This window comes from Modestobacter sp. URMC 112 (genome assembly GCF_053502575.1).
In genome coordinates, this window is the sequence record NZ_CP199957.1 from 480891 (window position 1) to 503987 (window position 23097).

Below are 23097 nucleotides of genomic sequence, written 5' to 3' on the forward strand. Positions count from 1 at the left end.
GGCGCGTCGGGACGGTGGTTGAGGACGGCGCCGTCCGCGCGTAGCGTCTGCCGATCGTGTCCCAGCTCACCGGCGGGGCCGTCCCCGCCACCTCCGAGACCACCGACGCCGACCCGGTCCTGACCGCCGAGCGCGACCACCTGGCCCGCGCCGCGGACTGCCTCACCCGGATGCGCACCGCGAGCACCGCCGTCGTCGACGCCGGGGTCGACGCGTGGGCCTCCGAGCGCCTCGGTGCCGCCCGCGCCGAGCGGCTGCGGTCGCTGGCCGCCGACCCCGGTGTCCCGGCCTTCTTCGGCCGGACCGACGCCGGTCCCACCGGTCCGGGCGACCCGGCGACGGGTGCGGCCGAGGTCTTCCACATCGGCCGCCGGCACGTCCGGGACGCCGCGGGGGACCCGGTGGTCATCGACTGGCGCGCCCCGATGAGCCGGCCGTTCTACCAGGCCAGCGCCGCGGACCCGCAGGGCGTGACCCGGCGCCGCCGGTTCGGATTCGCCGGCGGCGAGCTGACCAGCTACGAGGACGAGCTGCTCACGGCCGGGGAGGACGACGCCGGCGAGAGCGCCGTCCTCCGGCAGGAGATCGAGCGGCCCCGCAGCGGCCCGATGCGGGACATCGTGGCCACCATCCAGCCCGACCAGGACGACATCGTGCGGGCGCCGCTGCGCCAGTCGGTCTGCGTGCAGGGCGCGCCGGGCACCGGCAAGACCGCGGTCGGACTGCACCGCGCGGCCTACCTGCTGTACACCCACGGCGGCCAGCTGGCCCGGACCGGCGTCCTGGTCGTGGGGCCCAACCGGGCCTTCCTGCGCTACATCGAGCAGGTGCTGCCCACCCTGGGCGAGGTGGACGTCGACCAGGCGACGGTCGCCGACCTCACCGCGCGGGTCCTGGTCCGGGCGGTGGACACCCCGGCCGTCGCCGTCCTCAAGGGGGACGCGCGGATGGCCGCGGTGCTGCACCGGGCCGTGTGGGGCGGGGTCGCCAAGCCCGCCGACCCGGTCCAGGTGACGCTGGCCGGACGGCGGTACCGGGTCCCCGAGCAGCGGCTGCGGCGCTACGTCGACGACCTCCGCCGGTCGGGCACCGGGTCGTCCGACGGCCAGCAGGTCGTCCACTACGCGGCCGGGCGGGAGCGGCTGGCCATGGCGGTCGCCGAGGACGCCCGGCGACAGAAGGAGGCCGGCGGCGGCAGCCCGACCGACGCCGAGACCCGGAAGGCCGCCCGCAGCCCGGAGGTGCGGGCGTTCTGCGACGCGGTCTGGCCCGCGGTGGACGCCGCCGCCCTGGTGGCCGCCCTGCTCGCCGACCCCGACCGGCTGGCCCGGGCGGCCCGGGGCGTGCTGACCGAGGAGGAGCAGGCGCTGCTGCGCCGGCCCGCGCCGCCGCGCTCGGTGCGGGCCGCCCGGTGGAGCGCGGAGGACGCGGTGCTGGTCGACGAGGTGGCCGGGCTGCTGGAGCGCACGGCGGGGTACGGGCACGTCGTCGTCGACGAGGCGCAGGACCTCTCCCCGATGCAGTGCCGGGCGGTCGCCCGCCGGCTGGCCGCCGGGTCGCTGACGGTGCTGGGCGACCTGGCGCAGGCCACCGGTCCGTGGTCGAGCGCGGACTGGGCGCAGACGCTGGCCGGGCTGGGCCGGCCGGACACCCCCGTCCGGCCGCTGACCCGCGGGTACCGGGTGCCCGGCGAGGTGCTGGACTACGCCAACCGGCTGCTGCCGGTGATCGCCCCGGGCCTGCCGGCGGCCACGGCCACCCGGCGGGACGCCGGCTCGCTGGACGTCCGCCCGGTGACGGCGCTGGCCGAGGTGCTGGCCGACGTGGTCGCCCGGCTGGCCGCGCTCCCGGGGTCGACGGGCGTGGTCTGCGCCGACGCCGACGTGCCCGCGGTGGTCGGCATGCTCGCCGTGGCCGGGCTGGAGGTGCCGGCGCTGACCGACGACGGGTCCGCCCCTGCCCGGCTGGCCGTGGTCCCGGCCGGGCTGGTCAAGGGGCTGGAGTTCGACTCCGTGGTGGTGGTCGAGCCGGCGGCCATCGTGGCCGCCGAGCCGCGGGGCCTGCACCGGCTCTACGTGGCGCTGACCCGGGCGGTCAGCCACCTGGTGGTGCTGCACCGCGGCGAGCTGCCGGAGCCGCTCGTCGATCGGTGAGAGCACTGCTCTCGACAGGTGCCGGGCCCGCGCGTACGGTGCTCACATCCGAGAGCGGTGATCTCATCAGGAGGCGGCGATGGCCATCGGGGTGGCGTGGGTGAACGCGGGGCTGGCGTTCCTGCTGGAGCTGGTCGCGCTGGGCGTGCTCGCCTGGGGCGGGTGGCGGCTGGGCGGGGACGGCGTCCTGCGCGTCGTGCTGGCGGTCGGCCTGCCGGTGGCGGCCGCCGTCCTCTGGGCGGTGTTCGCGGCTCCGCACGCGACGGTCCCCTCCACGGCCGGGCGGCTCGCCGTGCAGGTCGCCGTCCTCGGCGGTGCCGCGCTGGTGCTGGCCGTCGGGCTGTCCCCGCGCTGGGGCGGGGGCCTCGCTGCACTGGTCGCGGTCAACCTGGTCCTCGCCGCCCTGCTGCCGACCGTGGGGACGACGCCGGCAGGGTGACCGGCTCAGCGGCGCGCCCCGGCGGCCGGTTGCCGCTCGCCGGCGCCGGCGTCGTCGGCCGGGTCGTCGCGGCGGAGCCGGGCGTCCAGGGCGAGGGTGAACAGCCAGCCGGCGATCACCACCAGGTGCAGCAGGAACAGCCAGAAGCCCAGCGCCACCGCGCCGCCGACGACGACCAGGCCGCCGAAGGGGGCGCCCAGGTCCAGCGGCAGGGCCAGGAACAGCACGAACCCCTGCAGGAAGCCCGACAGGCTGGCCGCGGTCAGCAGCGCGCCGACGACGACCGCCGACCAGCGCAGCCGCCCGGCGGCGACCACCCGGAACCCCCACACCAGCGGCACGGTGAGGGCGGCCAGCACCGAGTAGTAGCCCACCGCGAAGCCGCCGACCGCCGCCCAGGCGCCGGGCCGCTGTGCCAGGTCGGCGAGCTCCCGTCCGGCCAGCAACAGCGGGTAGAGCAGCAGCGGCGCCACCACGACGAGCGGCAGGGCCAGCAGCCGGCCGCGCCACGCGGTGAACCGGTCGTGCGCCGGACTGAACCGGAGCAGCGCCCGGCGCAGCCCCTCCCCGTAGAGCGAGATCGGCAGCAGGCTGAGCACCGCGTTCAGCGGGCTCAGCGTCACCCCGGCGTCCACCAGCCGGGCCAGCGCGTCCGGGGCGCCCAGCTCGGCCGGCAGCACCTCGGCCAGCCGCCCGGCCAGCGAGCGGACCGTCCCGGCGCTGGTCAGCCAGGCGGTCAGGCCGAGGGACAGCACCAGCAGCGGGACGACGGCGATCCCGGCGTAGAAGGTCAGCCCGGCCGAGATCAGCGCGGTGTCCCGGCCGCGCAGCTGGGCCCGGATGGCGCGCCACAGTCCGCCGGCCTCCGTCCGCACCCAGGCTCCCCGCACCGGCCCATGGCACCAGGTCCGGGCCGCTCGCGCCCACCGGAGCCGGCGACCGGGGGTCAGCGGCCGTCGAGCAGGTGCCGGGCGGCGGCGAAGCCGCCCAGTCCGCTGACCGCGCCGCCGCGCACCGTCCCGCCGGAGGACGCCGCGACCACCCGTGGGTGCGGCGTGGCCACACCCCACCCGCCGGCCTGCTCCGGGTCCTCGGCCACCGGCCAGGACAGGTCGCCGTGGAAGATGTGCCCGCCCGGCATGGCCAGGCTCGCCTCGACGTCCAGCGGGGAGGACGCCTGCAGACACGGCCGCCCGTCGGCGTCCCGGGCCAGGCAGTCGGCCAGCGGCTCGGCCAGGTGCGCGTCCAGCTGGGCCACCACCCGGCGGACGGCCTCGTCGCGGGTGCCGACGGGGTCGGCGCCGAACAGCTCCGCGGGCGTGTACAGCCCGAACAGCGTGAGCGTGTGCAATCCGGTGTCGCCGACGATCGAGGGGTCGGTGAGCGAGTGGCAGTACACCTCAAACGGGATGACGTCGGGCAGCCGGCCGGCCCGGGACTGCTCGGCCGCGGCGTCCAGCTGCCCGGCGGACTCGTCGACGTGCGTCGTCCCGGCGAAGGCGGTCGCGGGGTCGGCGCCCGACCGCAGGGCCGGCAGCCGCCGCAGCACCATGTTGACCTTCAGCTGGGAGCCCGACGGGCGCGGCCGGGCCGGCAGCCCGAGCAGCTCGTCCAGCACCGCGGGCGCGGCGCCGGAGACCACGTGGCCGGCGTCCACGGCGTGCTCGGTGCCCTCGTCGTCGGTCCAGTGCACGGTGACGCCGTCGGCCCGGGTCTCCAGGGCGGTGACGGTGGCCCCGGTGCACAGCTCCGCGCCGGCGGCCCGGGCCGAGGCGGCGATCGCCCCGCTGACCGCGCCCATGCCGCCGACGGGCACCCGCCAGCGGCCGGTGCCGTTGCCGACCAGGTGGTAGAGGAAGCAGCGGCCGGCCAGGCCGTCGGCGGCGTGCAGGTCCGCGGCGGTGCCGATCAGCCCGTCGGTCAGCGCGATCCCGCGGACGTCGTCGTCGCCCAGGTGCGCACCGACCACGTCGGCCAGCGGCCGCTCCCGCAGGTCGTGCCACAGCTGCGGGTCGCGCAGCCGCCGCACCAGCTCGGCCTCGGCGAGCAGCGGCTCGGTCAGGGTGGGCGCGAGGTCCTCGGCCAGGGTGGTCAGCCGGCCGTAGAACCGCTGCCAGCCGGCGAACTCCGCGTCCGACCCGGTCAGCTCCCGGAACGAGGCCGCCGTCGCCGGACCCTCGTCCCGCTCGACCAGCAGGCCCCGGGCCCGTCCGCCGCGCCGGAGCGGGGTGTAGGAGGCCACCGCGCGGTCGACCAGCCGGACGGGCAGCGCCAGGTCCGCCACGATCCGGTCGGGCAGCAGGCTGACCAGGTAGGAGTACGCCGACAGCCGGACGTCGACGCCGGGGAACACCCGGCTGCTGACCGCGGCGCCGCCGAGCACGCCCAGCCGCTCCAGCACCAGCACCGACCAGCCGGCGCGGGCGAGGTAGGCGGCGGCCACCAGGCCGTTGTGCCCGCCCCCGACGACGACGGCGTCGTAGCCGGTCACCGGCCCTCCCGGACGGCCAGCCGGCGCCGGAAGTACAGCGACCAGTCCTGGTCCGGGCGCACGTAGTGCCCGAACGCGCCGGTGCGGGTGTACCCGGCGCCGGTGTAGAGGCCGACCGCCTCGGGCTGGCCCGGGCCCAGCTCGAGGAACAGCGTGGTCCACCCGCGCTCCACCGCGACCGACTCCAGGCCCTCGAGCAGCAGCCTGGCCAGGCCGCGGCGCCGCGCGGCCGGGACGACGTACATCCGCTTGACCTCCGCGCTGTCCGGTCCGAGGGCGCGCAGTGCGCCGCAGCCCACCGGCGTCCCGTCGTCGTCCACCGCGACCAGCACCACGGCCACGTCGGTCGCCGACGGGGGAACGCCGGGCTCGCTGTCGGGACCGTAGCGTCCCCGCAGCTCGGCCTGCTGGGCGGCGGTCAGCTGCCGGACGACGGGGTCGTCCCAGCCCGCGGAGGTCAGGTGGGGCACCAGCTCATGGTCCCGGGTCCGGCGTGACCCGCTGCAGGAGTCCCCAGACGAACTCGGCGCAGGCACCGGGCAGGTGCACCTCCCAGCGGGTGACCACGTCGGGGTCGACGTCGACGGCGCCGGGCAGCGCCGCGACGTCGGCCACGACGTGCTCCCACACCCGCAGGTCGCCGGGCCGGGCGGCCGGGACCGGGGAGCCGGGAGCCCGGACCAGCTCCTCGTGCAGCACCGGCCCGTCGGGCGCGGCCAGCACCTGCCACCGCAGGTGGGGCCACAGCGGCAGCGGCCAGCGGTGGACGACGAGGTCCAGGTCGCCGAAGGGTGCGTCCTCGACCTCCTCGGGCGGGCCGAGCACCGCTGTGCGAAGAGTCACACCGCGGGGCGCCCGGGGGGAGTGCTGCAGGGCCTGCCACCGGGTGTGTGCCGCGTGCGCCTCGGCCCGGTCGGCGCCGAGCCGGGGCAGTGCCTCGAGGACCAGGTCAGGTCGCGTGTCGGCCATCCGGCGGAGCAGCACGAGGCAGAACTCGCGCCGCGCCAGTCCTCGCACCCAGCGAGCCTGTCACCCCGCGTGAGCGTGTCTTCGCGCACCCTCGGGATTTCTGCACAAGTCGGCAGCCCCGGTTTGTCACAAGTCCGTCACGCACCTACCGTGGGCGCGTCCGGACGGGTCGTTCCGTCACCTACCGGGTGACGACCGACCGGGCGCCGCCGAACCACCGTGTCAGTGCTCCCTGCTGGCCAGATGGACCGGGGACCCACCGCAGTACTGGGGTGAAGCACGTCGGCTCGACAGAGCCGAGGTGCCGGGCGTCTTCCCGCCCGAACCCGTCAGCTAACTCGGTAGGCGGCACGTGGAAGAAAGGAAAAACCCGCCGAACATGGCGAGTTCGCTCTCTGCTGCCCGCCACCGGGCGTTCACCGGCCGCCGGGTGCTCGTCACCCTCGCCGCCGCAGCCGGCGTCGCAGTCACCTCCTTCCCCGCGGTCGCCGCACCCGAAACACCGGAGAACTCCCAGGAGGCGGCCGCGCTGGTCGCCGCCCGGGCGCACGACCTCGAGGTCGTGACCGAGGACTTCAACGACGCCCGCGTGCAGCTCGAGGCCCAGCAGGCCGAGGCCGCCGAGGCCGCCGAACAGGTCGAGGCCGCGGACGCCGCCGTGGGCGACGCCCGCGACAAGGTCCGCGAGGTCGCGCGCAGCGCCTACACCGGCGACCAGCTCAGCACCCTCCAGGCGATGCTCACCAGCGGGTCGGCCGATGAGCTGCTCGACCGCGTGGGCACGCTGGACACCATCGCCCAGCACAACAACGGCGTCCTCGGCGCGGCCCAGGAGGCCACCGAGGCGGCCGCGGCGAGCAAGGCAGCCGCCGACCAGGCCGCGGCCGAGGCGAAGGCCCAGGTCGACCGGGTCGCCGCGCAGCAGACCGCGCTGCAGTCCCAGATCGCCGAGTACCAGGCCGACCTGGCCCGGCTCACCGCCGAGGAGCAGCAGCGGGCCGCCGAGCTCGCCGAGCGGCAGCACGCGGCCGCTCCCGCCGACGACCGCTCGGCACCGGCCGCCTCGCGGTCGACCACCCGGCAGCAGGCCGCTCCGCCCCCGCCCGTAGCGGCTGCCGGCAGCGGTGCCGCGCGAACCGCCGTGGACACCGCCATGGCCCAGCTGGGCGACCCCTACGTGTGGGCGGCCGCCGGTCCCAACGCGTTCGACTGCTCCGGCCTGACCCAGTTCGCCTTCGCCGCGGCCGGCGTCAGCCTGCCGCACTCCAGCCGCGCCCAGGCGGGCATGGGGAGCCCGGTGCCGCTCAGTGCCCTGCAGCCCGGGGACCTGCTGTTCTTCTACAGCCCGGTCAGCCACGTGGGCATGTACATCGGGAACGGGCAGATGGTGCACGCCTCTACGTCCGGGCAGCCGGTGAAGATCGGGTCCATCAACAGCATGGGCAGCCAGCCGTTCGCCCGCCGCATCGCCGGCTGAAGGACCCCCTCGCCCCCCGCCGCTCGCACGCTCGCGGCGGGGCCCTGCAAGGGGGCCTGTCGTGGGCCGCACGACACCGGAGCCCCGGTCGCCTCGTGGCGGCCGGGGCACCGTCGTGTCCCGGGTGCGTGCACGGTCACACCGGCCGAGCGGGCACCATCGGTCGCGGCTCGTCCCACCGACCCCCCGAGGACCCGATGACCTCCCTGCTCGCACCCCGCACCGTGGCCGGGGTCTTCCGCGCCGTGGCCGTCGCCGAGGCCGTCTCCTGGGCGCTGTTGCTGGCCGGCATGTTCGTCAAGTGGGTGCTGCGCACGTCCGAGGTCGGCGTCCAGGTGTTCGGCCCGGTGCACGGCGCGGTGTTCATCGCCTACGTGCTGGTGGCCCTGGTCGCCTGGCGCGTGCTGCGCTGGACCCCCGGGACGGCGCTGCTGGCACTGGCCGCCTCGGTGCCGCCGTTCAGCACCGTGTGGTTCGAGCGCTGGGCGCGGCGGACCGGCCGGTTGCCGGTCGCGCAGCCCGTGACGTCGCGGGCTGGATAGCCTCCCCGCCATGGCCGACCCGGTGCTGCCCACGACCGCCCGCACCCTGCTCGCCCGCACGGCCCGGGCGCAGCGCGACGGTCGTGCCCCCAGCCTGGTGGCCGGGGTGGTCCGCGGCGGCGGGCTCGCCTGGTCGGCCGGCCGCGGCGCCGTCGCCGACCCGCACACCGACGTCCAGTACCGGCTCGGGTCGATCAGCAAGACGGTCACCGCCGTGGCGGTGCTGCGGCTGCGCGACGAGGGCGTGGTGCACCTCGACGACCCGCTGGACCGGCACGTGCCCGGCACCCCGCTGGGCGACCGGACGGTCGGCCAGCTGCTGTCCCACCTGGCCGGTGCCAGCTCGGAGAGCCCCGGCGGCTGGTGGGAGCGGGTGCCCGGCGGGACGCTGGCCGACCTGCGGCTCGGGCCCGACGACGTCGTGCTCGGAGCCGCGCGGCGCTTCCACTACTCCAACCTCGGGTTCGGCCTGCTGGGCGAGCTCGTCGCCCGGCAGCGCGGCCGCTCCTGGGAGGACGTCGTCACCGACGAGGTCCTGGCGCCGCTGGGGATGACCCGGACGACGCCGCGCCCGGCCGATGCCGCCGCGCAGGGCTGCGCCGTCCACCCGTGGGCCGACGTCGTCCTGCCCGAGCCGGAGCACGACGCCGGGGTGATGGCCGCCGCCGGGCAGCTGTGGGCGACCCTGGCCGACCTGGGCCGCTTCGCCGCCTTCCTGCTCGGCGACACCGGTGAGGTGCTCGCGCCGGCGACGCTCGAGGAGATGACGGTGCCGGCCGGCGTGGACCCGTCGGCTCCCGGCTGGACGGCTTACGGCCTCGGCGTGCAGGTGGTCCGCGTGGACGGGCAGACGCTGGTGGGCCACGGCGGCTCGATGCCCGGTTTCCTGGCCGGGGTGCTCGTCGACCGGGCCGAGCAGACCGGGGCGGTGATGCTGGCCAACACCACCAGCGGCGTCGACCCGCTGGTGCCGGGGCTGCTGGCCGACCTGCGGGCCGCCGAGCCCCGGGTGGTCGAGCCCTGGGTGCCCTCCACCCCGCCGCTGCCCCTGGAGCTGCTCGGCACCTGGTACTGGGGGCCCACGCCGCACGTGCTCCGCGCCCAGGCCGGTGGGCTGCTGCACCTGGGCCCGCTGGCCGGGCGCACCGGGCGGGCGAGCCGGTTCGCCCCGCGGGACGACGGCACCTGGGTGGGGCTGGACGGCTACTACGCCGGTGAGACGCTGCGCATCGCGCCCGACCACCTGGACCTGGCCACCTTCGTCTTCACCCGGACGCCCTACGACCCCGACGCCCCAGTCCCGGGTGGTGTCGACGACGCCAGCTGGAGATAGGGCCCCCGTGCCCCCCGCCACTCGCAGGCTCGCGGCGGGACCCTGCACGGGGGCCGTCAGGGCTGGAAGGCGTCCATCGTTGTCTCCACCACCGCTGCGTAGGCGACGTGCGGCACGATGTCGCTGGTCCAGTCGGTGGCCGACCAGGTGCGCGGGTCGGTGACGCCGAGCACCGTCATCGGCCCGTTGGTGGCCACCAGGACGCCGCCGGTGATCAGCGCCGTGCCCACCAGCGGCCGGGACCGGAAGCCGGCCGCCCGGGCCAGCCCGACCAGGACGCCGATGCCGATCCCGGCGACGATGCCGGTGAGCGCGCCGAGCCCCTGCACCCGGTTGTCCCGGGTCGCGCTCTCGCCGGGGATGGACACGTGCGCCTTCCCGGCGAGCTGCTCCACCGTCTGCTCCGGCGTCGAGCTGGTGCCCCGGCCGCGGACGGTCATGTCCAGGTAGGTCACCGCGTTGAGCGCGGTCGTCCCCGCCGCACCGGCGGCCGCGCCCCGCAGCGCCCAGCCCAGCGTGCCGATCCCCCGCCGTGTCCTGCCGGAGGTGCCCACCGGGCTCCGCTTCGCCATGGGGTCGCCCTACCCGGGCCGCGTCGACGGGCAAACCGCGCGGCCGGCGACCGGCCCGGTCGGCTGGCGACGGGCCGGTTCCGGGACGACGCTGGCCGGGTGGACGACGTCGACCGGGCCCTCGAGCAGGCCATCGGGGCGCTGCTGGACCAGCGGCGGTCCGGCGCCTCGATCTGCCCGTCCGAGGCCGCGCGGGCGGTGGACCCGGTCGGCTGGCGGGACCTCATGCCCGCGGCGCGGTCAGCGGCCGGGCGGCTGGCGGCGGCCGGGACGGTCGAGGTGACCCGGTCCGGCGAGGTCGTCGACGTGGCGACCGTGCGGGGGCCGGTGCGGGTCCGTCGCCCGCGCTGACCGGTCAGGCCCGGCGCGGGGCGGTCCGGGTCAGCCGGCGCCAGATCCAGCTGGAGGGCACCCGGCGTCCGGTGACCAGGTACTCGGTCACGGAGTCCACGACCAGCGCGGCCTCCAGCTGCCGGCGGACGACAGGTCGGCTGGCCATCAGCAGCTGGTCCCCGGACCGCAGCACGAAGTCCCCGCCCGGCGTCAGGGTGCACTCGTCGCCGCGGAGCACCAGCAGGACCACCGCCGGCAGCTGGTGCTCCCGTTCCACCGGGCTGCGCAGCAGGTCGCCGAGGGTCAGCTCGCCGCCGCGCAGCCACGGCTGCAGCGCGGGGGCCTCCGTCGGGTCGAGCCGCACCTTCCACAGCTCCTCGAGCCGGTGGCCGCAGGCCGTGGTCAGCCGGGCGACCAGGTCGGCGGCCCACTCGTCGCTCTGGCCGGGGAGTTCCTGCAGGAGCCGCCACAGCAGCGGGGTGCTCAGCTGGGCGTAGGCGTCGTGGGCGACCACGTCGGTGGGCACCAGCAACCCGTCGGGTTCCATCGCGGCGAACAGCGGCGCGTTGGTGGGCTGGTTCTGCCGGGCGGCCACGAACAGGTCCGGGTTGACCCGCCGTGCCTCGGCGACCAGCGACAGGTTGGTCGTGTCGTTGTCGGTGCCGGCCACGAAGCCCCGCGCCGTCCGGAGGTCCGCCTGCGCCATCACCCGGGGGTCGGTGCCGTCGCCGACGATGGTGGCCGGCCCGTCGGGGTGGCCGTCGTCCTGGTCGATGGTGGTGACCTCCAGCCCCTCGGCGCGGAGGTCGGCGGTGAAGTGCCGGCCGAAGCGGCCGTAGCCGCAGACGACCCACCGGCCCGGCGCCGGGGCGTCCTTGCGGGGGGTGAGCTCGGCGCCCGGGCCGCTCTCCAGCCAGGTCATCAGCTGGTAGGCGTCGGGAGCGCGCAGGGCCAGCCGGAGGTGGTCCCCGAACCGGTCGAACGGGTTGATCACCGTGGGCTCGCCGAACGCGCGCATCCGGCCGGCGACCACGGGGGAGATGGTGCGGGTCACCACCGGCAGCTCAGGGCGCCGCAGCGCCGCGGTCATGGTGACCGCCAGGTTGGCCTCGTCGTCGTTGGTGAGGGCCAGCACGCCCTCGCACCACGGGTGGCCGAGCCCGGCGATCTCCAGGTTGTGCGGGTCCCGGGCGTCCCCGGCCAGCCCGGGGACGTCGGCGCGGTGGGTGTTCTGCTCCAGGGCGTCGATCCGGGTGTCGGAGAGGTCCACCACGGTGAACCGGCGGCCGAGGGTGTCGAACGAGCGCCCCAGCGCCTCGCCGGTCTGCCCGTAGCCGGCGATGAGCAGGAACGGCTCGCGGAGCCGGGCGACCTTCCGCCGGAAGTGCTGCAACGCCAGCGCCTGGCGGAAGGCCCGGTCCTGCAGGAGGGACAGCAGCGCACTGATCGCGTAGGCCCAGCCGACCACCGTGAGGTAGATCGTGCCCATCACCCAGAGCCGTTGGGCGCCGGAGAACGGGTACGGGATCTCGCCGAAGCCGATCGTCGTCGCGGTGTAGCTCATGAAGTAGAAGGCGTCGAAGAAGCCCATCCGCCAGGGCCGGCCCTGGTCGTCCACCCCTGGCATGAAGGTGAGGCCCAGCACGCTGACCGCGAAGATGAAGACCAGGATGATCAGCGGGGCGCGCATCCGGCGGAGGATCACGAACACGGTGGCCGAGGCCTGCGCGCCGGTCACCAGCGGGCTCCGGCGGCGCATCCGGCGCGGCTCGGGGTCGCGGCCCATCAGGTGGCGCACGGACGCGCGCAGCCCGCTGCTCACGGTGGTCACCGCCGCTACGGTCGGCGGAAGGACACGGTCTCGACCACCAGCAGCACCAGCGAGACGACGTTGGCCAGCAGCGCGCCGCCGGACAGGGACACCACGCTGGCCGTGGCGCCGGCGTCCAGGCCCGCGGCGGAGATCTGGGTGGCGTAGGCCCACACCAGCGTGGCCGCGATCAGCTGCAGGTCGGCGACCAGGCTGGTGGCCAGGTGGACGGCGCCGATCTGCGTCCGGTCGCCGAACTTGAGCACCGTGGCGATCAGGTTGACCACGACGGCGGCGAACAGCTCGTACTCGTTGTGCAGCACCGGGTCGGAGATGTCCCCGATGAAGAACCCGAAGTTGAGCGTCGCGGCGAGCAGCACGAAGAACCCGAACACCACCTTCTCGAGGTTCACGGGACTCCCGGGGGACCGGCGCTGCGCTGACGGACGCCGACGATAGCCCCGCTCCTGGCGACTCGCCGTCCTCCGCTGCGCGGGCCGCCGGTCGGGGTCGCTGTCCCCGGTGGGCCCGGATGGCTACGGTGCGGGTCGGTCCCCGCACGGAGGAGAGGCGCCGTGGAGCCCCAGGTCGGCCAGCAGGCGTACACGTCCGAGCTCCGTCTCGAGGTCGACCGGCCGGTGCCCGCGGGTCCCCGGCCGGAGCTGGCCGACGTCGGGAAGCTGGTGCGGCGCGGGGTGAGGGCGGTCGTCGGTGCCGCGCGCGCCGGGGACCGGGTGACGCTGTCCGGGCTGCTGCTGGGCCACCTCGGCCCGGCCGGTGCCGCGCTGGACGTCGTCGAGGAGACCTGGCCCGGGTACGAGCACGTCAACGTGCAGGCCGGCCTGGACACCTGGCTCGCCGGGGCCGGGCGTACCGCACAGCTGGTCGGCGTGGTCGGCTTCCAGCACCGGCCCTTCGGGCTGGGCGAGCTGCTGTCCGCCGGGCCGGAGGCGCACGACCCCTACGGCCCCCGGCCGGGCAACGCCGCCCGGGTAAACCGGTCCGCCGGACCGGACGGCGAGTCCCGGCCCTGCGTCCGGTGCGGCGTCTACCTGGTGACCGACGGCGCGGCCCGCACCGCGGTGCTGCTGCGCGGCCCCGAGCCGGAGACCGGGCTGCCGCAGACGACGGTGCAGGTGGTCAGCACCGACCCGGAGGCGGCGACCCGGGCCGCGGCGGAGGTCCGTGCTGCGGCGATGGCGCAGAACGTCTTCCGCGGCCAGGTGCTGTCCTTCGGTGCCGAGGTCTTCGGCCACGGTCAGACGCTGCTGCAGTTCCACCGCCGGCCGACCCTGGGCGCCGACCAGCTGGTGCTGGCCGCCGACACGCTGGCCGAGGTGCAGCGCCAGGTGGTGGAGGTCGCCCGGCACAAGGCGCAGCTGCTGGCCGCCGGGCAGCACCTCAAGCGGGGGGTGCTGCTCTACGGCCCGCCCGGGGTCGGCAAGACGCACACCGTCCGCTACCTGGCCAGCACGCTGACCGGGACGACGGTCATCCAGCTGACCGGCAACGCCCTGCACCTGATCGCCGAGGCGTGCTCGGTGGCCCGCGCGCTGCAGCCGGCGATGCTGGTCATCGAGGACGTCGACCTGATCGCCGAGGACCGCGGTATGCACCCCGGTCAGCACCCGCTGCTGTTCCAGCTGCTCAACGAGATGGACGGGCTGGCCGAGGACGCCGACGTCGTCTTCGTGCTGACCACCAACCGGGCCGACCTGCTCGAGCCCGCGCTGGCGGCCCGGCCCGGCCGGGTCGACCAGGCGGTCGAGCTGCGGCTGCCGGACGCCGACGCCCGCCGGGCGCTGTTCGAGCTCTACCGGGGTCGGCTGGACGTGGACACCAGCGGGCTGGACGACGTCCTGGCGCGGACCGAGGGGGTGACCGCCTCGTTCCTCAAGGAGCTGCTGCGCCGGGCGGCGCTGCTGGCCGCCCAGCGCATCCCGGACGGTCCGCTGAGCGTCTCGGCCGCGGACCTGTCCGGAGCGCTGGGCGAGCTGCTGGACACCCGCAACGCGATGACCCGCACCCTGCTGGGCAGCGTCCCCACCTGACGCGCGGCCGCGGTCGCTGCGGTCAGCGGTCCTCACCGGCGGCGCGCTCGAGCAGCGGCGTCAGCCGGTGGTCGACGAACCGGCGCAGGGCCAGGTTGGTGTCGGTGCGCTGCACCCCGGGGATGGCGAGCACCTGCTCGGTGATCCGCCACAGGTCGTCGGCGTCCACCGCGACCACCTGCACGAGGAGGTCGGCCACCCCGGAGAGCCCGGTGACCTCGAGGACCTCCGGGATCTCGGCGAGCGCCGCGCTGACGTCGGCCAGGCTGCGCTGCACCACCTGCACGGTCACGTAGGCCCCGAGCCGGTAGCCCAGCGCCTCGGGCCGGACGCGGCGCTCGAACGGGTCCAGCGCACCACCGGCCTCCAGCCGGGCCAGCCGGGCCTGCACGGTGTTGCGGGCCAGCCCGAGCTGCTGCGACAGCGCCAGCACCGTGGCCCGCGGGTCCTCCGACAGGGCCAGCAGCAGCCGCGCGTCCGTGGCGTCGAGTCGGTCCCCAGCGGGCATGGTGCTCAGTCTGACACGGCTGAGCGCCGCTAGACCGGTCACGCTGCTCAGTCATGCGTTCGGGTGTTGCGCAGATCGACGGACGGGTGATCTGCTCCACACCGGGGTGAGGCGTGTCACCATGGGTGAGCGGTGCCACATCCCGGGACCGCGAGACGTCCATGACCGGCGCCCGGTGACCCCGGCCCGGCACACGGCGAGGAGATCGGCATGACGGCGCTCGAACACGCCACCGAGGTGGTCGACCCCGTACCGGGGGCGGCCGCTCCGCACCTGCCCAGTCAGCCGGACCTCGTCCAGTTGCTCACCCCCGAGGGCGAGCGGGTCGAGCACCCGGACTACGCCCTCGACGTCAGCGACGAGGAGCTGCGCGGCCTCTACCGCGACCTGGCCCTGGTCCGCCGCTGGGACGTCGAGGCCACCGCCCTGCAGCGGCAGGGAGAGCTCGGCATCTGGGCCTCGCTGCTGGGCCAGGAGGCCGCCCAGGTCGGCGCCGGACGGGCGCTCGCCGACGGTGACATGGCCTTCCCCACCTACCGCGAGCACGGCGTCGCCTGGACCCGCGGCGTGGACCCGCTGGAGGTGATCAGCCTCTTCCGCGGCGTGGACATGGGCGGCTGGGACCCGGTGGCCACCCGTTTCAACCTCTACACCGTGGTGATCGGCGCGCAGTGCCTGCACGCCACCGGCTACGCCATGGGCGTGCAGCGGGACGGCGCGGAGAGCGCCGTGCTCGCCTTCCTCGGCGACGGCGCGACCAGCCAGGGCGAGGTGAACGAGTCCCTCATCTGGGCGGCCACCTTCTCCGCCCCGGTCGTCTTCTTCTGCCAGAACAACCAGTACGCGATCAGCGTGCCCATCGAGCGCCAGTCCCGGGTGCCGCTCTTCCAGCGGGCGGCCGGCTTCGGCTTCCCGGGCGTCCGGGTCGACGGCAACGACGTGCTGGCCGTGCTGGCCGTGACCCGCGCGGCCCTCGCCGCCGCCCGCGAGGGTCAGGGGCCCACCTTCATCGAGGCGTTCACCTACCGGATGGGTGCCCACACCACCTCCGACGACCCCACCCGCTACCGGCTCGCCAGCGAGCTGGAGGAGTGGAAGCTGCGGGACCCGATCGCCCGGCTCAAGGCACACCTGTCCCGCTCCGGGATCGCCGACGCGGCGTTCTTCGCCGCGGTGGACGCCGAGGGCGACGAGTTGGCCGCCCACATCCGGAAGGGCACGCTGGAGATGGCCGACCCGGCTCCCACGGAGATGTTCGACTCCGTCTACGCCGAGCAGACCCCGCACCTGGCCGCCCAGCGCGCCGAGTTCGTGGCGTACCACGCGTCCTTCGAAGGGGCTGACGAGGCATGAGCACCCAGACGCTGACCCTGGGCAAGGCGCTCAACCTCGGGCTGCGCCGGGCCCTGGAGGACGACGCCAAGGTCGTGCTCATGGGCGAGGACATCGGCAAGCTCGGCGGGGTCTTCCGGATCACCGACGGGCTGCAGAAGGACTTCGGCGAGGACCGCGTCGTGGACACCCCGCTGGCCGAGGCGGGGATCCTCGGCACCGCCGTCGGCCTGGCCATGCGCGGCTACCGGCCGGTGTGCGAGATCCAGTTCGACGGGTTCGTCTTCCCCGCCTACAACCAGATCGTCACCCAGGTCGCCAAGATCCACGCCCGCTCCCGCGGCAAGCTGCCCATGCCGGTCGTCATCCGGATCCCCTTCGGCGGCGGCATCGGCGCGGTGGAGCACCACAGCGAGAGCCCGGAGGCCTACTTCGCGCACACCGCGGGCCTCAAGGTCGTGGCCGTCTCCAACCCGGCCGACGCCTACTGGGGCATCCAGCAGGCCATCGCGCACCCGGACCCGGTCGTGTTCCTGGAGCCCAAGCGGCGCTACTGGGAGAAGGCCGAGGTCGACCTGGACGCCACCCCCGGTCCGCTGTTCGCCTCCCGGGTGGTCCGCGGCGGCGACGACCTCACCCTGCTCGCCTACGGGCCGATGGTGAAGACGGCGCTGCAGGCCGCCGAGGTGGCCGAGGAGGAGGGCCGGTCGGTGGAGGTCGTCGACCTGCGCACCATCTCGCCGCTGGACCTGGACCCGGTCGTGGAGTCGGTGCGCCGCACCGGTCGCTGCGTCGTCGTCCACGAGGCGCCGCTGACCCTGGGCCTGGGCGCGGAGATCGCCGCCCGGGTCACCGAGACCTGCTTCCACTCCCTGGAGGCGCCGGTGCTGCGGGTCGGCGGGTACGACACCCCGTACCCGCCGTCCAAGCTGGAGGAGGACTACCTCCCCGACCTCGACCGCGTGCTCGACGCCGTCGACCGATCGCTGGGGTTCTGATGGCCGACCTGCGCCAGTTCAAGCTGCCCGACGTGGGCGAGGGCCTGACCGAGGGTGAGATCCTCACCTGGCTGGTCGCCGTCGGCGACACGGTCACGGTCAACCAGCCGCTGTGCGAGGTGGAGACGGCGAAGGCCGCCGTCGAGCTGCCCAGCCCGTTCGCCGGCACGGTGACCGAGCTGCTGCACGAGGTGGGGACGACGGTCGACGTCGGCGCCCCGATCATCACCATCGACGTCGGTGGGGACAGCGCGTCCGGGACCGGTCCGTCCGCGGCTCCCGCGGCGTCGGAGGCGTCCGGGGAGCCGGCCGTCGAGGCCGGGCTGATCGGCGGGCCCGCGCCCGGTGGGCGCACCTCGGTGCTGGTCGGCTACGGGCCGCGGAACACCGAGGCTGCCCGCCGACCGCGCCGGTCCGGCGCCGCGGTGGCCGCCCGGGCCACCGCGCCGCTGCCCGAGGCCGACTACGGCTCCGGGAGCGGCCGTCCGCCGCTGCTGGCCACCGCACCCGACGCCACCACCAAGCCGGTCCGGCACGGCGGGCTGGAGACCGGCCGGGCCGCCGAGGCGCACGCCGCCGCGCAGCCGGAGGCCACCGCGCCGCCGTCCCGGACCAGTCGTCCCGGCAGCGGCGCGCCGCGTCCGCTGGCCAAGCCGCCGGTCCGCAAGTACGCCAAGGACCTCGGCATCGACCTGGCCACGGTGCCCGGCACCGGTGAGGGCGGGGTCATCACCCGCGCCGACGTCGACGCCGCCCGCGCCGCTGCTCTCGGTTCCGCTGTTCCCGGTTCCGAGAGCACCGCTTCCGAGGTGGTCCAGGCCGCTGAGAGCCGCGCTCCCGGTACCGAGAGCGCGGTCCTGGAGGCCGCCGAGACGCGGATCCCGGTCAAGGGGGTCCGCAAGCACACCGCGGCGGCCATGGTGAGCAGCGCCTTCACCGCGCCGCACGTCACCGAGTTCCTGACCGTCGACGTCACCGGGATGATGAAGCTGCGCAGGCGGCTCGCCGCCCGCCCGGAGCTGGCCGGGGTCAAGGTGAGTCCGCTGCTGTTCGTCGCCCGGGCGGTGCTGCTCGCCGTGCGCCGGCACCCGATGGTGAACAGCTCCTGGGACGAGGCAGCCCAGGAGATCGTGGTGAAGCACCAGGTCAACCTGGGCATCGCGGCTGCCACGCCGCGCGGCCTGGTCGTGCCGAACGTCAAGGACGCCGGCCGGCTGGACCTCGCCGGGCTGGCCGGGGCGCTGGCCGAGCTGACCGCCACCGCGCGGGAGGGCCGTACCGCACCCGCGGACATGACCGGCGGCACCATCACGATCACCAACGTCGGGGTGTTCGGCGTGGACACCGGGACGCCGATCCTCAACCCCGGCGAGTCGGCGATCCTCGCCTTCGGCGCGGTGCAGGAGCGGCCCTGGGTGCACAAGGGCAAGGTCAGGCCCCGGCAGGTCACCACCCTGGCGCTGAGCTTCGACCACCGGGTCATCGACGGGGAGCTGGGCTCCCGGTTCCTCGCCGACGTCGGCGCCCTGCTGCGCGACCCCGAGACCGTCTGGACCCATTGAGGACGAGGCCGGCGCCCGCCCCCGAGGGGGCGGGCGCCGGGGTGGCCCCTCGGCGGGGGCAGAGGGGTCCTTACTCGGCGTCGAGGTTCGAGGACACCATGTCCGCGATCTGGGCGAGCACCGCCTCGTCGTCGCTGGTGACGGTGACCTCGGTGCCCTGCTTGGCGCCGAGCGTCATGATCATCAACGGCGACCCGGCGTCCACGGAGTTCCCGCCGGCGGTGGCCAGGGTGACCGGCACCCCGGCCTTGGCGACGGCTTCGGCGATGAGCCCCGCGGGGCGGGCGTGCAGACCGACGGTGGAGCCGACGGTCACGGTCGTGCTGGGCATCTGGTGCCTTCTCTCTGTCGGGGAGCTGCGGTGGTGAGCTTGCCGGTCAGGCGACCGGGCTGCCCGCCGGGCGGACGGTGGCGGCGGGGGTGTGGGCGTGGGCGAGGTCGGTGGCGTCCTCGGGGACGGCGTCGGCCTTCGGCCGGCCGATGCTCTTGGCGATCGTGACAGCGAGGCCGCCGACGATCGTGCCGATGACGATCGCGAGGAAGAACATGAGCAGTCCGTTGATCGCGAAGAACACGAAGAAGCCGCCGTGCGGGGCCCGCAGCTCGACACCGCTCGCGGCCACGATGGCCCCGGTGGTGGCGCCGCCCAGCATCATCGAGGGGATGACCCGCAGCGGGTCGGCCGCGGCGAACGGGATGGCGCCCTCGGAGATGAACGAGGCGCCCAGCAGCCAGGCCGCCTTGCCGTTGTCCCGCTCGGCCGGGGTGTAGAGCTTCGGCCGGACGGCGGTGCTCAGGGCCATGGCCAGCGGCGGCACCATGCCGGCCGCCATGACCGTGGCCATGATGACCAGCGAGCCGCTGGTCTGCGCGGACAGTCCCGCGGTGGCGAAGAGGTAGGACGCCTTGTTGACCGGCCCGCCGAGGTCGAAGCACATCATCAGGCCCAGGATGATCCCGAGCAGGACCGCGGACGTCCCGGTCAGGCCGTTGAGGAAGTTGCCCAGGCCGGACAGCGCCGCGGCCAGCGGACGGGCGAGGGCGACGACCATCAGGCCGCTGGAGATGATCGTGGCCAGCAGCGGGATGATCACCACGGGCTGCAGGCCGCGGACGCCGGCAGGCAGCTTCCAGCGGCTGATCCACAGCGCGGCCAGGCCGGCGATGATGCCACCGACCAGTCCGCCGAGGAAGCCGGCGTCCAGCGAGGCAGCCACCGCCCCGACGACGAAGCCCGGCGCGATCCCCGGCCGGTCGGCGATCGCGTAGGCGATGTAGCCGGCCAGCGCCGGGACGAGGAAACCGAACGCGGCCTGGCCGAGCGTCACGAAGACGGCACCCAGGTAGCCGAGGAGCCCGTCGTTCAGCCCCTCGATCCCCGAGGCGACCGGGAGGTCGAAGAAGTGGTTGTTGAGCACCCAGTTGCGGGCGTAGCTCAGGCCCTCGGTGCCGGGGTCGGGGTTGACGATCTGGAAGCCCCCGAAGAGGAAGCCCAGGGCGATCAGCAGACCGCCGGCGGCGACGAACGGGATCATGTAGCTGACGCCGGTGAGCAGCCAGCGGCGGATCTCCGTGCCGGTGCTGGGCCGGTCGCCGCCCGGGGAGGCGGCGGCGGTGCCGTCGGCGGTGCCCGGCACCCGCCGGCCGTTCGGGTCGTCAGCGGCGGCCAGCGCCTCGCGGATCATCACCTGGGGCTCGTTCATCGCCCGCTTGGTGCCGGACTGGACCAGCGGCTTGCCGGCGAACCGGTCCCGGTCCTTGACCCCGACGTCGACGGCGAAGATGACCGCGTCGGCCCTGCTGATCACCGAGGGGTCCAGCGGGGTGGAGCCCGACGAGCCCTGGGTCTCCACGTGCAGGTCGACGCCCATCTCCTTCGCCGCGGCGGTCAGCTTGTCCGCGGCCATGTAGGTGTGCGCGATGCCGGTGGGGCAGGCGCTCACCGCGACGATGCTGCGCCGGGCGCCGTCCGAGGGCGCGGTCGGGGGCGCGGTCGCCGGGGCGGTGGCGCCGGCCGAGGTGGCGGTCGCGCCGGCGGCGGGAGCGGCCGCCGGGGCCGGGGACACGACCTCCTCCACCAGGGCGACGACCTCCTCCGCCGAGGACGCCGAGCGTAGCGACTGGACGAACTCCGGCCGGACCAGCGCGCGGGCCAGCGCGGTGAGCAGGGTGAGGTGGTCGGCGTCGCCGTGCTCCGGCGCGGCGATCAGGAACGCCAGGTCGGCCGGGCCGTCGGGGGCGCCGAAGTCCACCGGCGGGGAGAGCCGGGCGAACGCCAGCGACGCCTGCGTGACCGCGGCCGACCGGCAGTGCGGGATGGCGATCCCGCCGGGCAGGCCGGTGGCGGCCTTGGCCTCGCGGGCCATGGCGTCGGCGCGCAGCGCCTCGGCGCCGGTGGCACGGCCGGCGTCGGCGACGAGCCCGGCGAGCCGGGCGACGACGTCGCCCTTCTCGCGGCCGAGATCGGCGTCGATCGCCACCAGCGAGGTGGTGATGAGTGCGGACATGGACGGCTCTCCCTGCGGTGGGTGGGTCACGGGCGGACGGGCGGTGTCGACGTGCCGGCGACCGGGCGGCCGCCGAGGAGTGCGGGTGCGGTGGGGTGTGGACCGGTGACGGCACCGGCGCCAGGGGAGACCGCGACGGCGGCCGGGTCGACCTGCGCCGGGGTGGGGACGGCGGACCCGGGGAGCGCGGCGGCGCCCGAGCCGTAGGCCACGGCGGTGCGCAGCCGCTCGGCGGGGGGTGCCCCGGCCAGGTCGGCGAGCACGAACCCGGCCAGGCTGCTGTCGCCGGCGCCGACGGTGCTGAGCACCGTCGTCCGCGGCGGACGGGCCGACCAGCGGTCGCCGTCCGCGGTGGACAGCAGGGCGCCGTCGGCGCCGAGGGTCAGCAGCACCTGGCCGACGCCGCCCCGGTGCAGCGTGTCGACCGCCGCCAGCAGCGCGTCGGGGTCCCCGGCGAGCTCGGCCTCGGTGCGGCCGGCCAGCTGGGCGAGCTCCTCGGTGTTGGGCTTGAGCAGGTCCGGTGCGGCGGCGGGGCCGGCGGCGAGCAGGGCCAGCAGCGGGGCCTCGGAGGTGTCCACCGCGATCCGGGCACCGGTGGCCCGCAGGGTGCGGACCAGGTCGGCGTACCAGTCCACCGGGGTCCCCGGCGGCAGGGAGCCGGACAGCACCACCCAGCCGGCCGGGTCGGCGTGCTCCCGCACCGCCGCCGCCAGCGCCGCCCGGGTGTCCTCCCCGAGCGGGGCGCCCGGCTCGTTGAGCTTGGTCGTGGTGCCGTCGGGCTCGGTGAGCGTGTAGTTGGTGCGCACCGGGGCGCCGACCGGGACGCTGAGCAGCGGCAGGCCGATCGAGCGGAGGGCGGCGAGGAACGGGTCGCCGTCGTCGGCCGGCAGCACCGGGACGGCGTCGACCCCGGCGGCGGCCACGGCCCGGGCGACGTTGACGCCCTTGCCGCCGGGCTCGGTCCGGCTGGCGCCGAGCCGGGCGACCCCGCCGCGCTGCAGCGGCCCGGGCAGCGCCAGGGTCCGGTCCAGGCTGGGGTTGGCGGTGAGGGTGACGACGGCCGGTGCGGTTTCCGGGCGGGCGCCGCTCACGCGATCACCACCTCGAGGCCCTGGTCCTCGAGCTCGCCCAGCAGCTCGGCGTCGGCCTCGGAGTCGGTGACCAGGACGTCGACGTCCTCGGCCGGGGCGAACCGGACCAGGTGCTCCCGGCCCAGCTTGCTGCTGTCGGCCAACACGACCACCCGCTGGCCGGCCCGGACCATGGCCCGCTTGACGGCCGCCTCCCGCTCGTCGGGGGTGGAGAAGCCGTGGCCGGCGCTGATCCCGTTGGCGCCCAGGAACACCACGTCGACCCGCAGGTCGGCCAGGGCCCGCACGGTGGACTCGCCGACCGCGGTCTGGGTGACGCCCCGGACCCGCCCGCCGAGCACGTGCAGCTCGATGCCGGGGACGGCGGACAGCCGGGCGGCGATCGGCACCGCGTTGGTTGCCACGAGCAGCTGCCGGCCCCCGGGCAGGACGTCGGCCAGGGCGGCGGTGGTGGTGCCGCCGTCGAGGACGAGGCTGCCGTTGGCGGCGGGGACCAGGTCGAGCGCAGCCGCGGCGATCTTCCGTTTCTGCTCGATCCGCGCGCCGCCGCGCTCGCCCAGCCCGGGCTCGGCGACGGAGAGGACGCCGGCCGGCACGGCGCCGCCGTGCACGCGCCGGAGCATCCCGGCCCGCTCCAGGACGGCGAGGTCGCGGCGGACGGTCTCGGTGGTCACCCCGAAGCGCTCGGCCACCGCGGTGACGGCCAGGCGACCCCGGTCGGCGACGAGTGCGGCGATCTCCTGCTGACGTTCCTCGGCGTACACACAGCACCTCCGGTCGTGGGGAGAGCCAGCGTGCCCGGTCATGTGGGAAACGCCGTTGTTGTGTGTTGTTCTACGTGGGATCCCGTTGACAAGTCAAGAGGAATTCGTGAGTCTGGTCACCGCACCCCACGCCGGCTCCCGGCGTGCACCCTCCCGCCACCGGCC

The 23097-nt window shown here is 75.6% G+C and carries 22 protein-coding genes and 1 riboswitch; of the genes, 10 read left to right on the top strand and 12 right to left on the bottom strand.

The window, feature by feature from the left end:
• Positions 1-56 precede the first annotated feature (56 nt).
• Both ACWIX6_RS02240 and ACWIX6_RS02245 read left to right on the top strand, forming a co-directional pair.
• Positions 57-2153 carry a HelD family protein gene (locus ACWIX6_RS02240; protein ID WP_448615222.1) on the top strand — a complete coding sequence of 699 codons (2097 nt, stop codon included), beginning with the start codon at positions 57-59 and terminating at the stop codon, positions 2151-2153.
• 79 nt (positions 2154-2232) lie between these two features.
• Positions 2233-2592 (top strand): YrdB family protein, encoded by a 360-nt coding sequence (locus ACWIX6_RS02245; protein ID WP_448615223.1) that lies wholly within the window; start codon positions 2233-2235, stop codon positions 2590-2592.
• Between the two features lie 5 nt (positions 2593-2597).
• Here ACWIX6_RS02245 and ACWIX6_RS02250 read toward each other — a convergent pair whose 3' ends face one another.
• From ACWIX6_RS02250 to ACWIX6_RS02265, 4 genes are all read right to left on the bottom strand, one after another.
• Positions 2598-3467, bottom strand: a complete 870-nt coding sequence (locus tag ACWIX6_RS02250; protein ID WP_448615224.1) for a YhjD/YihY/BrkB family envelope integrity protein — start codon at positions 3465-3467, stop codon at positions 2598-2600.
• A gap of 71 nt (positions 3468-3538) precedes the next feature.
• On the bottom strand, positions 3539-5083 hold the full coding sequence (locus tag ACWIX6_RS02255; protein WP_448615225.1) for a phytoene desaturase family protein: 1545 nt from the start codon (positions 5081-5083) through the stop codon (positions 3539-3541).
• Entirely contained in the window at positions 5080-5553 is a 474-nt protein-coding gene (locus tag ACWIX6_RS02260) for a GNAT family N-acetyltransferase (RefSeq protein WP_448615226.1), read from the bottom strand. The genes ACWIX6_RS02255 and ACWIX6_RS02260 overlap by 4 nt, the downstream gene beginning before the upstream one ends.
• Before the next feature lie 4 nt (positions 5554-5557).
• Entirely contained in the window at positions 5558-6100 is a 543-nt protein-coding gene (locus tag ACWIX6_RS02265) for a hypothetical protein (protein WP_448615227.1), read from the bottom strand.
• Positions 6101-6249: 149 nt separating this feature from the next.
• A riboswitch (cyclic di-AMP (ydaO/yuaA leader) is annotated at positions 6250-6415 on the top strand.
• A 16-nt stretch (positions 6416-6431) separates the two neighbouring features.
• On the opposite strand from ACWIX6_RS02265, the gene ACWIX6_RS02270 reads away from it, so the two are divergent.
• The 3 genes from ACWIX6_RS02270 to ACWIX6_RS02280 all read left to right on the top strand — a co-directional run bounded on the left by ACWIX6_RS02270 (position 6432) and on the right by ACWIX6_RS02280 (position 9404).
• Entirely contained in the window at positions 6432-7529 is a 1098-nt protein-coding gene (locus ACWIX6_RS02270; protein ID WP_448615228.1) for an NlpC/P60 family protein, read from the top strand.
• Positions 7530-7726: 197 nt separating this feature from the next.
• Entirely contained in the window at positions 7727-8071 is a 345-nt protein-coding gene (locus ACWIX6_RS02275) for a DUF3817 domain-containing protein (protein WP_448615229.1), read from the top strand.
• Positions 8072-8081: 10 nt separating this feature from the next.
• Positions 8082-9404: a serine hydrolase domain-containing protein gene (locus tag ACWIX6_RS02280; protein WP_448615230.1), complete on the top strand. Its 1323-nt coding sequence runs from the start codon at positions 8082-8084 to the stop codon at positions 9402-9404.
• Between the two features lie 56 nt (positions 9405-9460).
• Here the strand turns inward: ACWIX6_RS02280 and ACWIX6_RS02285 are convergent, their stop codons facing one another.
• Entirely contained in the window at positions 9461-9976 is a 516-nt protein-coding gene (locus tag ACWIX6_RS02285; RefSeq protein ID WP_448615231.1) for a hypothetical protein, read from the bottom strand.
• Between the two features lie 99 nt (positions 9977-10075).
• On the opposite strand from ACWIX6_RS02285, the gene ACWIX6_RS02290 reads away from it, so the two are divergent.
• A complete protein-coding gene (locus tag ACWIX6_RS02290; protein WP_448615232.1) occupies positions 10076-10327 on the top strand; it encodes a DUF3253 domain-containing protein in 252 nt (83 codons plus the stop codon).
• A gap of 4 nt (positions 10328-10331) precedes the next feature.
• Here the strand turns inward: ACWIX6_RS02290 and ACWIX6_RS02295 are convergent, their stop codons facing one another.
• Complete coding sequence (locus ACWIX6_RS02295; protein WP_448615233.1) at positions 10332-12140, bottom strand: potassium channel family protein; 1809 nt, start codon at positions 12138-12140, stop codon at positions 10332-10334.
• Positions 12141-12145: 5 nt separating this feature from the next.
• Complete coding sequence (locus ACWIX6_RS02300) at positions 12146-12532, bottom strand: DUF6394 family protein (protein ID WP_448615234.1); 387 nt, start codon at positions 12530-12532, stop codon at positions 12146-12148.
• A gap of 162 nt (positions 12533-12694) precedes the next feature.
• Here ACWIX6_RS02300 and ACWIX6_RS02305 point away from each other — a divergent pair, with 162 nt between their 5' ends.
• The gene (locus ACWIX6_RS02305; protein WP_448615235.1) at positions 12695-14170 is read left to right on the top strand and encodes an AAA family ATPase; all 1476 of its coding nucleotides are present in this window, start codon (positions 12695-12697) and stop codon (positions 14168-14170) included.
• A gap of 22 nt (positions 14171-14192) precedes the next feature.
• On the opposite strand, the gene ACWIX6_RS02310 is transcribed toward ACWIX6_RS02305, so the two are convergent.
• On the bottom strand, positions 14193-14678 hold the full coding sequence (locus ACWIX6_RS02310) for an Lrp/AsnC family transcriptional regulator (protein ID WP_448615236.1): 486 nt from the start codon (positions 14676-14678) through the stop codon (positions 14193-14195).
• Positions 14679-14888: 210 nt separating this feature from the next.
• Here ACWIX6_RS02310 and pdhA point away from each other — a divergent pair, with 210 nt between their 5' ends.
• From pdhA to ACWIX6_RS02325, 3 genes are read left to right on the top strand one after another with little or no spacing between them, the layout of a single operon-like run.
• Entirely contained in the window at positions 14889-16031 is a 1143-nt protein-coding gene (gene pdhA / locus ACWIX6_RS02315; protein WP_448615237.1) for a pyruvate dehydrogenase (acetyl-transferring) E1 component subunit alpha, read from the top strand.
• Entirely contained in the window at positions 16028-17008 is a 981-nt protein-coding gene (locus ACWIX6_RS02320) for an alpha-ketoacid dehydrogenase subunit beta (protein WP_448615238.1), read from the top strand. The genes pdhA and ACWIX6_RS02320 overlap by 4 nt, the downstream gene beginning before the upstream one ends.
• Positions 17008-18570, top strand: coding sequence for a dihydrolipoamide acetyltransferase family protein (locus ACWIX6_RS02325; protein WP_448615239.1), 1563 nt, complete (start codon positions 17008-17010; stop codon positions 18568-18570). Before ACWIX6_RS02320 ends, ACWIX6_RS02325 begins: the two co-directional genes overlap by 1 nt.
• Before the next feature lie 70 nt (positions 18571-18640).
• Here the strand turns inward: ACWIX6_RS02325 and ACWIX6_RS02330 are convergent, their stop codons facing one another.
• From ACWIX6_RS02330 to ACWIX6_RS02345, 4 genes are read right to left on the bottom strand one after another with little or no spacing between them, the layout of a single operon-like run.
• Complete coding sequence (locus ACWIX6_RS02330) at positions 18641-18901, bottom strand: HPr family phosphocarrier protein (protein ID WP_448615240.1); 261 nt, start codon at positions 18899-18901, stop codon at positions 18641-18643.
• 46 nt (positions 18902-18947) lie between these two features.
• Entirely contained in the window at positions 18948-21077 is a 2130-nt protein-coding gene (locus ACWIX6_RS02335) for a PTS fructose transporter subunit IIABC (protein ID WP_448615241.1), read from the bottom strand.
• Positions 21078-21103: 26 nt separating this feature from the next.
• Positions 21104-22168, bottom strand: coding sequence for a 1-phosphofructokinase family hexose kinase (locus tag ACWIX6_RS02340; RefSeq protein ID WP_448615242.1), 1065 nt, complete (start codon positions 22166-22168; stop codon positions 21104-21106).
• A complete protein-coding gene (locus tag ACWIX6_RS02345) occupies positions 22165-22932 on the bottom strand; it encodes a DeoR/GlpR family DNA-binding transcription regulator (RefSeq protein ID WP_448615243.1) in 768 nt (255 codons plus the stop codon). Before ACWIX6_RS02345 ends, ACWIX6_RS02340 begins: the two co-directional genes overlap by 4 nt.
• Between the last annotated feature and the right edge of the window lie 165 nt (positions 22933-23097).

Coding starts and splice junctions, on each gene's coding strand:
- ACWIX6_RS02310 (WP_448615236.1), bottom strand. CDS start 14,678: ATGCCCGCTGGGGACCGACTCGACGCCACGGACGCGCGGCTGCTGCTG.
- ACWIX6_RS02335 (WP_448615241.1), bottom strand. CDS start 21,077: ATGTCCGCACTCATCACCACCTCGCTGGTGGCGATCGACGCCGATCTC.
- ACWIX6_RS02245 (WP_448615223.1), top strand. CDS start 2,233: ATGGCCATCGGGGTGGCGTGGGTGAACGCGGGGCTGGCGTTCCTGCTG.
- ACWIX6_RS02285 (WP_448615231.1), bottom strand. CDS start 9,976: ATGGCGAAGCGGAGCCCGGTGGGCACCTCCGGCAGGACACGGCGGGGG.
- ACWIX6_RS02325 (WP_448615239.1), top strand. CDS start 17,008: ATGGCCGACCTGCGCCAGTTCAAGCTGCCCGACGTGGGCGAGGGCCTG.
- ACWIX6_RS02275 (WP_448615229.1), top strand. CDS start 7,727: ATGACCTCCCTGCTCGCACCCCGCACCGTGGCCGGGGTCTTCCGCGCC.
- ACWIX6_RS02270 (WP_448615228.1), top strand. CDS start 6,432: ATGGCGAGTTCGCTCTCTGCTGCCCGCCACCGGGCGTTCACCGGCCGC.
- pdhA (WP_448615237.1), top strand. CDS start 14,889: ATGACGGCGCTCGAACACGCCACCGAGGTGGTCGACCCCGTACCGGGG.
- ACWIX6_RS02280 (WP_448615230.1), top strand. CDS start 8,082: ATGGCCGACCCGGTGCTGCCCACGACCGCCCGCACCCTGCTCGCCCGC.
- ACWIX6_RS02320 (WP_448615238.1), top strand. CDS start 16,028: ATGAGCACCCAGACGCTGACCCTGGGCAAGGCGCTCAACCTCGGGCTG.
- ACWIX6_RS02330 (WP_448615240.1), bottom strand. CDS start 18,901: ATGCCCAGCACGACCGTGACCGTCGGCTCCACCGTCGGTCTGCACGCC.